At 68.4% G+C, this 10490-nt stretch carries 10 protein-coding genes; 6 read left to right on the top strand and 4 right to left on the bottom strand.

Features of this window, described 5'->3' with window-relative positions; translation table 11 throughout:
* Positions 1-284 precede the first annotated feature (284 nt).
* Positions 285-1544, top strand: a complete 1260-nt coding sequence (fabV, locus tag AC3WL7_RS21045) for an enoyl-ACP reductase FabV (RefSeq protein WP_492752970.1) — start codon at positions 285-287, stop codon at positions 1542-1544.
* A gap of 84 nt (positions 1545-1628) precedes the next feature.
* Here fabV and AC3WL7_RS21040 read toward each other — a convergent pair whose 3' ends face one another.
* The 3 genes from AC3WL7_RS21040 to AC3WL7_RS21030 form a co-directional block, all read right to left on the bottom strand.
* Complete coding sequence (locus AC3WL7_RS21040) at positions 1629-3698, bottom strand: EAL domain-containing response regulator (RefSeq protein ID WP_079221576.1); 2070 nt, start codon at positions 3696-3698, stop codon at positions 1629-1631.
* Positions 3699-3789: 91 nt separating this feature from the next.
* The gene (locus AC3WL7_RS21035; protein WP_492752968.1) at positions 3790-4974 is read right to left on the bottom strand and encodes a BaiN/RdsA family NAD(P)/FAD-dependent oxidoreductase; all 1185 of its coding nucleotides are present in this window, start codon (positions 4972-4974) and stop codon (positions 3790-3792) included.
* The gene (locus AC3WL7_RS21030; RefSeq protein ID WP_283222538.1) at positions 4971-5519 is read right to left on the bottom strand and encodes a YaeQ family protein; all 549 of its coding nucleotides are present in this window, start codon (positions 5517-5519) and stop codon (positions 4971-4973) included. Before AC3WL7_RS21030 ends, AC3WL7_RS21035 begins: the two co-directional genes overlap by 4 nt.
* 122 nt (positions 5520-5641) lie before the next feature.
* Between AC3WL7_RS21030 and AC3WL7_RS21025 the strand changes: the two genes are divergently transcribed.
* Complete coding sequence (locus tag AC3WL7_RS21025; protein ID WP_492752967.1) at positions 5642-6004, top strand: hypothetical protein; 363 nt, start codon at positions 5642-5644, stop codon at positions 6002-6004.
* Positions 6001-6888 (top strand): pseudouridine synthase, encoded by an 888-nt coding sequence (locus tag AC3WL7_RS21020; RefSeq protein ID WP_492752965.1) that lies wholly within the window; start codon positions 6001-6003, stop codon positions 6886-6888. The genes AC3WL7_RS21025 and AC3WL7_RS21020 overlap by 4 nt, the downstream gene beginning before the upstream one ends.
* 28 nt (positions 6889-6916) lie before the next feature.
* Here the strand turns inward: AC3WL7_RS21020 and AC3WL7_RS21015 are convergent, their stop codons facing one another.
* Positions 6917-7405, bottom strand: a complete 489-nt coding sequence (locus AC3WL7_RS21015; protein ID WP_492752964.1) for a YaiI/YqxD family protein — start codon at positions 7403-7405, stop codon at positions 6917-6919.
* Positions 7406-7709: 304 nt separating this feature from the next.
* Here AC3WL7_RS21015 and AC3WL7_RS21010 point away from each other — a divergent pair, with 304 nt between their 5' ends.
* From AC3WL7_RS21010 to AC3WL7_RS21000, 3 genes are all read left to right on the top strand, one after another.
* The gene (locus tag AC3WL7_RS21010) at positions 7710-7919 is read left to right on the top strand and encodes a cold-shock protein (RefSeq protein ID WP_004153307.1); all 210 of its coding nucleotides are present in this window, start codon (positions 7710-7712) and stop codon (positions 7917-7919) included.
* A gap of 122 nt (positions 7920-8041) precedes the next feature.
* On the top strand, positions 8042-8731 hold the full coding sequence (locus AC3WL7_RS21005; RefSeq protein WP_079221582.1) for a glutathione S-transferase: 690 nt from the start codon (positions 8042-8044) through the stop codon (positions 8729-8731).
* 31 nt (positions 8732-8762) lie between these two features.
* Complete coding sequence (locus tag AC3WL7_RS21000) at positions 8763-10328, top strand: protein adenylyltransferase SelO (RefSeq protein ID WP_492752960.1); 1566 nt, start codon at positions 8763-8765, stop codon at positions 10326-10328.
* Positions 10329-10490 lie beyond the last annotated feature (162 nt).

Genomic DNA, 10490 nt, shown 5'->3' with positions numbered 1-10490 from the left:
TGAGGGGGTGTGAGCGCCATGGATGGCGCGACCAAGCCCCCATGGATGGGTTCACGGCGTCCCCCTCAACCGGACCCGCCCCGCCACCCCGCAGGAACCCAGCTTTTGACGTTGACGTTGCAGGTGCAGGGCTGCAAGCCCTGCAGAAACAAACCCCACCCTACGCCAGCGTCGGTTGTGCAATCTTCCCCCGCGCACTACGATCCTGCGGTTCGCGCGCACCTGCGCGCGCCCGTATTCCTGCTGAGCGCCCCGTGCGCCGCATCTGCCAACCCGAGGTATCCATGGTCATCAAACCGCGCGTCCGCGGCTTCATCTGCGTCACCACCCACCCGACCGGCTGCGAGGCCGCGGTCAAGCAGCAGATCGACTACATCCGCGCCCGCCCGCCGATCCAGAACGGCCCCAAGCGCGTGCTGGTCATCGGTGCCTCCACCGGCTACGGCCTGGCCGCGCGCATCACCGCCGCGTTCGGCAGTGGTGCTGCCACTCTGGGCATCTTCTTCGAACGCCCGGGCAGCGAGACCAAGCCGGGCACGGCGGGCTGGTACAACTCCGCGGCGTTCCACAAGTACGCCGACGAAGCCGGCCTGTATGCCAAGAGCATCAACGGCGATGCCTTCTCCGATGAAGTGAAGGCCAAGGCCATCGAGATGATCAAGTCCGACCTCGGCCAGGTCGACCAGGTGGTCTACAGCCTGGCCGCGCCGCGCCGCAAGCACCCCAAGACCGGCGAGATCATCAGCTCCACGCTGAAGCCGATCGGCGAGCCGATCGTCCTGCGCGGTCTGGATACCGACAAGGAAGTGCTGACCGAGACCCACCTGCAGCCGGCCACGGCTGAGGAGATCGCCGGCACCGTCGCGGTGATGGGTGGCGAAGACTGGCAGATGTGGATCGATGCGCTGTCCGAGGCCGGCGTGCTGGCCAACGGCTGCACCACCACCGCCTTCACCTACGTGGGCGAAGAGATCACCCAGGCGATCTACTGGAACGGTTCGATCGGCGCGGCCAAGAAGGACCTGGACGACAAGGTGCTGGGCCTGCGTGCATCGCTGGCGAAAATCGGCGGCGACGCGCGCGTGTCGGTGCTCAAGGCCGTGGTCACCCAGGCCAGCTCGGCCATTCCGACCATGCCGCTGTACCTGTCGCTGCTGTTCAAGGTGATGAAGGCGCAGGGCACGCACGAAGGCTGCATCGAGCAGCTCGACGTGCTGTACGACATCCTCTACGGTGGCAAGGCGGACGGCGTGGCTGTCGACCGCCTGCGCCACGACCTCGTCGATGGCCAGGGCCGCACGGTCGCCCTGGTGGACGAGGAAGGCCGCCTGCGTGCGGACTACAAGGAAATGGCCCCGGAAGTGCAGGGCAAGGTGCTGGAGCTGTGGCCGCAGGTGACCAACGAAAACCTGTACGAGATCAGCGACCTGGCCGGCTACAAGGCCGACTTCCTGCGCCTGTTCGGTTTCGGCGTGGACGGCGTGGACTACGAGGCCGACGTCAACCCGGACGTCAAGATCGCCAACCTGGTCGACCTGACCTGACAACCCCGTGGTAGTGCCGGCCGCTGGCCGGCATTGCGGGTATGCGTGGTTGCCGGCCAGCGGCCGGCACTACCAGTATCAGACTCAGCCGAAGTCGAAGTTCATCGACGGCAGCGCCGGGCCGACGAACTCGCCCTGCACGTAATCGACGCCTGCGCTGAACAGCAGGGTCATCGAGTTCGCATCGCTGACGAACTCGGCCATGGTGCGGATGCCGGCTTCCTGCGCACGTGCGGTGATCTGGCTGATGCGGTCGATGTTCTCGCGGGTCGCGCCAAGGTCGCTGGTGAAGCCGCGGTCCAGCTTGAGGAACTGCGGCTCGAAGTGGGCCAGCAGCTGGAACGAATCCAGCCCCGAACCGAACTGCTCCAGGCCGATCCGGCAACCCAGCGGGGCGACGTCGGCAAGGAACTGCTGGGCGGCGCGCAGGTGGGTGAAGACCTTGACCTCCGGCGCATGCAGCCACAGCCGTTCGCCCGGTACGCCCTGGGCCTGCAGCTGCTGGCGCAGGGTGGCGATCATCTTGGGGTCGTCGAACGACTCGGGGGTGACCTTGACCAGGATCTGCGTGTCATGGCCGGCACGGGCGCGTGCGCCGAGCACGTCGATGGCCTTCGAGACCACCCAGCGGTTGATGTCGCCCAGCAGGCCGTGCTCCTCGGCAATGCCGAGGAAGGCGGTCGGGCTGAGCAGCTCGCCGTTGTGCTCCAGCCGCAGGTAGGCCTCGTACAGCTCCAGCGGCTCGCCCTGCAGGTTCAGCACCGGCTGGTAGTGCAGCTGGAAGCCGTCACCTGCGAGCGCCTCGCGGATGCGCGCGACCCAGCGCTGCACGCGCTCTTCCTCGATGCGGTCGACCGCGGCCGGGTCGAAGATGCGCGAAGTGTTGCCCAGCGCGGCCGCGGCCTGCGCGCACTCGCTGGCACGCGCCAGCACCTGGCCGATGCTGGCGATCTTCTCGCCCACCTGCACGCCGCCGAGGCTGACGGTGACCGTGGCCGACCGTGCGCCGATGGTGAACACGTGCGCGGCAAAGGCTTCGCGGATGCGCTCGGCCAGGGCCAGGGTCTGTGCGTAGGCGCCGGCCTGCAGCACGGCGAAGCTGTGTTCGCCGAAGCGCGCCATCTGCGCATCCTCGCCCACCACGTCAGCCAGCAGCGCGGCCATCGCGCCGATCAGGGTGTCGGCCGAGGCCAGGCCGATATCGGGGATCAGGCGCGCGTAGTGGTCCGGTTCGACCAGCAGCAGGCCGAACTGGCCCTCGCTGCGGCCGGCCTGGGCCACGGCATCTTCCACCTGCAGCATGAAGGTGGGGCGGTTGAGCAGGCCGGTGACCTGGTCGCGCTGGCGCAGGTCCTCGACCTCGCGGGCCAGTTCGGTGTCCAGTTCCAGCCGGCGGCGGAACACCACCTGCAGGCAGGATTCGCCTTCGTAGGTGGCGGCGGTGAATTCCATGGTGGCCGGGAACGCACTGCCATCCTGGTGGCGCGCATCCAGCTGGTACTGCGGCGGCGGCGCCTCGCCACGGCTGAGCGACTTCAGCAGCTGCTTGAAGCTGTCCACGTGCTGGGCGGCGACCATGTCCAGCAGCGAGATGCCTTCGACCTCGTCGAAGTCCTCGTAGCCGAACATTTCCAGATAGGCATCGTTGGCACGGATGTGCATGCCTTCGTGGACATAGGCGATGGGGTCGCGCGAGGAGGCGATCAGCGCGTCGCAGCGGCGCTCGGTCTCGCGCATCTGCGCCTCGATGCGGCGCAGGCCACGGCGCGCCTGCAGGTCGACCCACTGGTCGCGGACCACCGCCAGCAGATGTTCATTGCGCTGGCGCAGCGCAAGGGCGCGGACGCCGTTGCTGCTGGCCTGGACCAGTTCGTCCTCGTCGATGTGATCGGCCAGCAGCACCAAGGGGATGTCCTTGCCGCTGGCGGCGATGTGCTGGGCCACCAGCGGCAGAGGGATGCCCTGCGACGGCGAGGCCAGCACCAGGTCGATGGCCTGGCTGGCCAGCACCTGCGACAGCTCGGCCGAATCCTGTGGCCGCCACGGGCGCACGGCGATGCCGCTGTTGCGCAGGGTGCTGACGATGGCTTCGGCGTTCTCGCCGCTGTCATCGACGATCAGCAGCCGGATGGTGATGTCGTTCGCGTTCTGCATGCACTGCTCCCCAATCTGCAAATCTAGATACACGATGCGCGGCGGTCCGTCCATGCGCTCGCCCCTTGCGGGGTTGGAACGGCGATGCGGTTCACACCACGCTGCCGGCGGCATGGCCGCTGGCCCAGGCCCACTGGAAGTTGTAGCCGCCCAGCCAACCGGTCACGTCCAGCACCTCGCCGACGAAGTGCAGGCCGGGCACGCGCTTGGACTCGAGGGTGGCCGAAGAGACCTCGGCCGTGTCCACGCCGCCGAGGGTGACTTCGGCGGTGCGGTAGCCTTCGGTGCCGCTGGCCACCAGCGGGAAAGCGCCCAGCAGCTGCCCGGCCTGGCGCAGCACCGGTTCGTCCAGCTGCCGCACCGGGCGGTCCGGCAACCAGTGCTCGCACAGGCGCTGGGCCAGCCGCTTGGGCAGCACCTCGGCCAATACCGTGCGCAGTTCGGCGGCCGGCCGGTCGCGTTTCATCTGCCGCAGCCACTCGGTCGCGTCCTGGCCCGGCAACAGGTCCAGTTCCAGGGCATCGCCGGGTTGCCAGAACGAGGAGATCTGCAGGATGGCCGGCCCGCTGACGCCACGATGGGTCAGCAGCATGAAGTTCTGGAAGTGCTTGCCGTTGCAGCGCGCCTCGATGGGCAGGGCAACGCCACTGAGGTCGGCCAGCCGCTCCTGGTGGGTGCCACTGAGGGTCAGCGGTACCAGGCCGGCGCGGGTGGGCAGGATCTGGTGGCCGAACTGGCGGGCCACCTCGTAGCCGAAGCCGGTGGCGCCCATGCTGGGGATCGACAGGCCGCCGGTTGCCACCACCAGCGAGGCGCAATGGAACAGGCCATCGGTGGTGTGCACGCGGAAGCCATCGCTGCCTTGTTCAATGCGCTGCACGCTGCAGTCGGTGCGGATCTGCACGCCGGCCGCCTGGCACTCGTCCACCAGCATCTTCACGATCTGCTTGGACGAGACATCGCAGAACAGCTGCCCCAGTTCCTTTTCGTGATAGGCGATGCGGTGCTTGTCCACCAGCTCGATGAAGTGCCACGGCGTGTAGCGCGCCAGGGCCGACTTGCAGAAATGCGGGTTGGCCGAGATGAAGTTGGCCGGCGTGGTACCGGTGTTGGTGAAGTTGCAGCGCCCACCACCGGACATCAGGATCTTCTTGCCGACCTTGTTGGCGTGGTCGATCACCTGCACGTGGCGGCCGCGCTGGCCGGCCGTGATCGCAGTCATCAGCCCGGCTGCGCCGGCACCGATGACCAGCACGTCGCAGCGGATCGTGCTCATGCCTTGGCGCGCTTGCGCCAGTCCGGAATGATGTCGAGCTGGATCTGGTCGTTGAGGAGCTGCACCTCGCCGTCCTGGATCAGCACGCTGAAACGCATGGCGCGCTGGATCTGCTGACCCCACTGTTCGACGAAGGCGCCGTCGAGGTCGACCACCGACAGGTTGTCGAAGCGGGCAAGGCCCTTGCCCTGCTTGTTCCACCAGATGTCGGACGCGTTGCCGCCGTAGTTCACCACCTGCACCTGGCGGCTGCGGTTGCAGGCCTTGCGCACGCGCGATTCGTCCGGGTGGCCCAGGTCGATCCACTGCAGGATGTCGCCGGTGTAATCGTGGTTCCACAGGTCCGGTTCGTCGTCGGTGCTCAGGCCGCGGCCGAACTCCAGGCGGTCATCGGCATTGAGGGCGAAGGCGAGCAGGCGCACCATCAGGCGATCGTCGGTTTCCGACGGGTGCTGGGCCAGGGTCAGGTTGTGGGTCGCGTAGTAGCCGCGATCCATGTCGCTGATCTGCAACTCGGCCTTGCGGATGGTGGCGGTGAGGGCCATGGGGAATCCGTCGACTAAAGACGACCATGATAGAGGTTTGCTGTAAGGGTGTCCGTCGCCAGGGTGTCTGCCGGGCGTCAACGATGGCACTCTGGCGGTGCTTTCCCTCCTGTCGCCCGCGCATGACCCGTTCCCCGATCCGCCGTCTCCGTATTGCCGACGCCGACTTCGTCTGCAGCGTGCGCGCATCCGCGGCGGGTGCGCTGCCTGCCAGCGTGGTGTTCGCCGCCTATGCGCCCGGGCGCCGGCTGCGCATGCGCTTCAGCAGCGCCCCTGCGCAGCGGCGGCTGGCGGCTGAGGCCGGGCTGGACCACGGCAGCCTGCGCATGCCCGACGGCACCTGGATCAACCTGCACCGGCCGGCGGTGATGCGTGCGCTGGTGCTGGCGGCGCTGGGCGATGGCCTGGGCGACGGCATCGAGCGCGATGGCTGGCAGGTGCTGGACGCGGCCACGCTGCCGGCGCCGGAGCCCGCCACGCCATGAGCCTGCCCAGCCGCCTGCAGCTGCCGCCGGGTGACTGGGCGTGCCTGCTCGATGGGCTGTGCGCGCGCTTCCCGCGCATCGGCCGCGGGCAGTGGCAGGATCGTTTCGCCCGGGGCCGGGTGCAGGACGTGCAGGGCAGGGCGCTCGCGCCGGACCAGCCCTGGCAGGTCGGGCTGGACATCGTCTATTTCCGCGAGGTCAGCGACGAACCGCGCATCCCGTTCAGCGAGCGCATCGTGTACCAGGATGAGCACCTGCTGGTGGCCGACAAGCCGCACCACCTGCCGGTCACGCCCGCAGGCGGCTACGTGCGCGAGACCCTCCTGGCGCGGCTGGTGGCGCGCACCGGCAACACGGACCTGGTGCCGCTGCACCGGCTTGACCGGCTCACTGCAGGGCTGGTGCTGTTTTCGCAGCGGACCGATTCGCGCGATGCCTACCAGCGGCTGTTCCGCGAACGACGTATCGACAAGACCTATGAGGCGCTGGCACCCGCGTTGCCGGGCCTGCAGTTCCCGCTGGAGCGGCGGAGCCGGATCGTGGCGGGCGAGCCGTTCTTCCGCATGGCCGAGGCAGCGGGTGAGCCGAACGCGCGCACCCGGGTGGACGTGATCGCCGCCGACGCGGCGGTCTGGCATTACCGGCTGCGGCCGGAAACCGGGCGCAAGCACCAGCTTCGCGTGCACATGGCGGCGCTGGGCGCACCGATCCTCGGCGATGACCTGTACCCGCAGCTGCAGCCAGCGGCGGATCCGCTGCGGGCGCCGCCGTTGCAGCTGCTGGCGCGGGCCCTGGCGTTCCAGGATCCGCTGGATGGGCAGCGCCGGGTGTTCAGCAGTGACCGTTCGCTGCAGGCGCCGGACAGCCCGGCCGAGGCGGGCTGATCAGCGGGGCGTGATCACTGCGGCGTGATCACTGCGGCTTGATCCGGGCCAGCCAGCGGTCCAGCTCGGCGGCGAACAGCTGGCGGTCGCGCTGGCCCAGCGGCGGCGGCCCACCGGTCTGTACGCCCGACCCGCGCAGCTCCTCCATGAAATTGCGCATCGACAGCCGCTCGGCCATGTTGTTGGCGGTGTACAGCTGGCCGCGCGGGTTCAGGGCGACGGCCTTCTTCTCCAGCACCAGCGCAGCCAGCGGGATGTCCTGGGTGACCACCAGGTCACCGGCGGCGACCCGCTCGACGATGGCACTGTCGGCCACGTCCAGGCCCTGTGGCACCTGGAGGGAGCGCAGCCAGCGCGAGGGCGGTGTGCGGATCCACTGGTTGGCGACCAGGGTCAGCTCCAGGCCGACCCGCTCGGCGGCGCGGAAAAGGATGTCGCGGATGACAACAGGGCAGGCGTCGGCATCGACCCAGATCCTCGGACGCCCGTGTTCAGCGGGGGTTTCAGCTTCAGTCATTTACCCAGTGTAGGGTAGGAAAAACCTGAATGGGGACTCGGGTTTAGCCTCGATCGGCTGCCAGCCCTTGTCACGCCTAGCCGGGCAGGGGATGCGGCTGAATGTCGGGGCTATCGCTTTTTCCTGAAAACACGCGTATCGTTCGACCCACTGTGTTTGCTAGGGTCACCGTGAATCGTGGCCTGGTGCAGTTGATCTCACGATCCGCTCATCGATCCGCTTTACCAACGCCTGCAACTCAGTCTCGGCCCCGATACCCGGTGGCTGCGATTTTTTTCAACATGTGTTTCAGGAGTTAGTAACTATGTCTGATCGTCAGACCGGCACTGTCAAGTGGTTCAACGACGCCAAGGGCTTCGGCTTCATCACCCCGGAAAGCGGCCCGGACCTGTTCGTGCACTTCCGTGCCATCCAGGGCACCGGCTTCAAGACCCTGCAGGAAGGCCAGAAGGTTACCTTCATCGCCGTCCAGGGCCAGAAGGGTATGCAGGCTGACCAGGTGCAGGCGGTCTAATCCGTCTGCTACCGTTTGGTAGCCAGAAACGTCGGAAGCGAAAGCTTCCGGCGTTTTTTTTTATGCGCGCGATGCATGCACCCCCGCGCGGTACGATGCGCGCTTCCCCTAGGAGCCCGCCCATGCGCATCGTCCACCACCTGGAGAACTCCCGTTCGCTGCGCGTGCTGTGGATGCTGGAGGAGCTGGGGCTGGACTACGAGCTGCGGCGCTACCCGCGCGATCCGAAGACGCTGCTGGCGCCGCCGGAGCTGCGCCAGGTCCACCCGCTCGGCAAATCGCCGGTGCTGCAGGATGGCGATCTGGTGCTGGCCGAGTCCGGGGCGATCCTCGACTACCTCGTCGACCGCTACGACACCGGGCGCCAGTTCTCGCCGTCGCCGGTTCCGGCCGACGGTGCCGAGCGCATCGACTACCGCTACTGGCTGCATTACGCCGAAGGTTCGGCGATGCCGCCGCTGCTGCTGACCCTGGTGATCGGCCGCATCCGCAGCGCGCCGATGCCGTTCTTCGCCCGGCCGATTGCCCGCGGCATTGCCGACAAGGCCGAGCGCAGCTTCATTGGTCCGCAACGGCGCCTGCACCTGGACTGGATGGAGCGGCGGCTGGCCGAAAGCCCCTGGTTCGCCGGTGACCGTTTCACCGCGGCCGACATCCAGATGAGTTTCCCGATCCAGGCGGCTGCAGCCCGTGGGGGTGGCCTGGACGACAAGCCGGCCCTGCGCAGCTTCCTTGCGCGCATCGGCGAGCGCCCGGCCTACCGGCGCGCCGAGGCGCACGGCGGCGCCCTGCAGGCCCTGCGCGGAGATTGAGGAGCGGCCCTGCCGCCCCCATCCTGCAGGGATGGATACCAGCGCCCCCCGTTTCGACAACCGCCTGCTGAGCGCCCTGCCGGGCGACCCCGAGAGCGGCCCGCGCCGCCGCGAAGTGCGCGGCGCCGCATGGTCATCGGTGATGCCGACCCCCGTGGCCGCCCCCACGTTGCTGGCCTGGTCGCCGGACGTGGCCGCGCTGCTGGGCCTGGAAGCAGCAGACGTGGAAGGCGACGACTTCGCCCAGGTATTTGGCGGCAACGCGCTGTACGCAGGCATGCAGCCATGGGCAGCCAACTACGGTGGCCACCAGTTCGGCCATTGGGCGGGCCAGTTGGGCGATGGCCGGGCGATTTCGCTGGGTGAACTGGTGGCGGCCGATGGCCGGCACTGGGAGCTGCAGCTGAAGGGCGCCGGGCCGACCCCGTACTCGCGCGGCGCCGATGGCCGTGCCGTGCTGCGCTCGTCCATCCGCGAGTTCCTGTGCAGCGAAGCGATGCATCACCTGGGCGTGCCGACCACGCGCGCCTTGTCGCTGGTCGGCACGGGCGAAGACGTGGTGCGCGACATGTTCTACGACGGCCACCCGCGCGCCGAGCCGGGCGCCATCGTCTGCCGTGTCGCGCCGTCGTTCATCCGCTTCGGCACCTTCGAACTGCCGGCATCCCGCGGCGAGACCGCGCTGCTGAGGCAGCTGGCCGAGGCCTGCATCGCCCGCGACTTCCCCGAGCTGCAGGGCGAGGGCGAGGCGTTGTACGGCGACTGGTTCGCGCAGATCGCCGTGCGTACTGCCGAGCTGATGGCGCACTGGATGCGCGTCGGTTTCGTGCACGGGGTGATGAACACCGACAACCTGTCCGTGCTGGGCCTGACCATCGACTACGGCCCGTACGGCTGGGTGGAGGATTACGACCCGGACTGGACGCCCAACACCACCGACGCCCAGGGCCGCCGCTACCGCTTCGGCACCCAGCCACAGGTGGCGTACTGGAACCTCAACCGGCTTGCGCAGGCACTGTCGCCGCTGTTCGCCGACGTGCAGCCGCTGCAGGCCGGTCTGGCTGCGTTCCAGTCCACCTTCGTCGCCTGCACGCGCCGCGATGCCGCCGCCAAGCTGGGCCTGGCCGCCGCCGACGACGAAGACCTGCAGCTCTACCTGCGCTGGCAGCAGTTGCTGCAGGACGGCGGCATGGACATGACGTTGGCCTGGCGCGCGTTGATGCGCGTGGACGCGGCGGCACCGGATGCGGGTGTGCTCGAAGCGGTGTACTACGACGAAGCACGCCGGCAGGCGGTGCAGGTGCCGCTGCAGCAGTGGTTGCAGGACTACGCCGCGCGGCTGCGTGCCGATCCGCTGGCGGCCGATGCGCGCCTGGCGAAGATGGCGGCGGCCAATCCGCTGTACGTGCTGCGCAACTGGTTGGCGCAGGAAGCGATCGACCGGGCGGAGCAGGGCGATCTGGGGGGCGTGCACGCGCTGCAGGACGTGCTGCGTGACCCGTATACGGAACGCCCGGGGCTGGAGCACTATGCCGGCAAGCGCCCGGCGTGGGCGGATGACCGCGCGGGCTGCTCGATGCTGTCCTGCAGTTCGTAGGGGGTTTCTTCTGCAGGGCTTGCAGCCCTGCACCTGCCGAATCAACGTCAACATCAACGTCAAACGCTGGCTTTCCGTGGGTGGGCGGGGCGGGTCCGGTTGAGGGGGACGCTGCAAGTACGTCCATGTAAGCTCGGTCGCCGCATCCATGCGGCTCACGCC

It is taken from the genome of Stenotrophomonas sp. FW305-3-2-15-E-LB1 (assembly GCF_058787375.1).
The sequence above is the reverse complement of the archived record's forward strand: the minus strand, read 5'-3'. Positions and strand labels throughout refer to the sequence as shown.

Bases quoted from the DNA above. Each gene is read 5' to 3' on its own strand.
- AC3WL7_RS21020 (WP_492752965.1), top strand. From the start codon at position 6,001: ATGAGCCTGCCCAGCCGCCTGCAGCTGCCGCCGGGTGACTGGGCGTGC.
- AC3WL7_RS21035 (WP_492752968.1), bottom strand. From the start codon at position 4,974: ATGAGCACGATCCGCTGCGACGTGCTGGTCATCGGTGCCGGCGCAGCC.
- AC3WL7_RS21010 (WP_004153307.1), top strand. From the start codon at position 7,710: ATGTCTGATCGTCAGACCGGCACTGTCAAGTGGTTCAACGACGCCAAG.
- fabV (WP_492752970.1), top strand. From the start codon at position 285: ATGGTCATCAAACCGCGCGTCCGCGGCTTCATCTGCGTCACCACCCAC.
- AC3WL7_RS21000 (WP_492752960.1), top strand. From the start codon at position 8,763: ATGGATACCAGCGCCCCCCGTTTCGACAACCGCCTGCTGAGCGCCCTG.
- AC3WL7_RS21015 (WP_492752964.1), bottom strand. From the start codon at position 7,405: ATGACTGAAGCTGAAACCCCCGCTGAACACGGGCGTCCGAGGATCTGG.
- AC3WL7_RS21005 (WP_079221582.1), top strand. From the start codon at position 8,042: ATGCGCATCGTCCACCACCTGGAGAACTCCCGTTCGCTGCGCGTGCTG.
- AC3WL7_RS21030 (WP_283222538.1), bottom strand. From the start codon at position 5,519: ATGGCCCTCACCGCCACCATCCGCAAGGCCGAGTTGCAGATCAGCGAC.
- AC3WL7_RS21040 (WP_079221576.1), bottom strand. From the start codon at position 3,698: ATGCAGAACGCGAACGACATCACCATCCGGCTGCTGATCGTCGATGAC.
- AC3WL7_RS21025 (WP_492752967.1), top strand. From the start codon at position 5,642: ATGACCCGTTCCCCGATCCGCCGTCTCCGTATTGCCGACGCCGACTTC.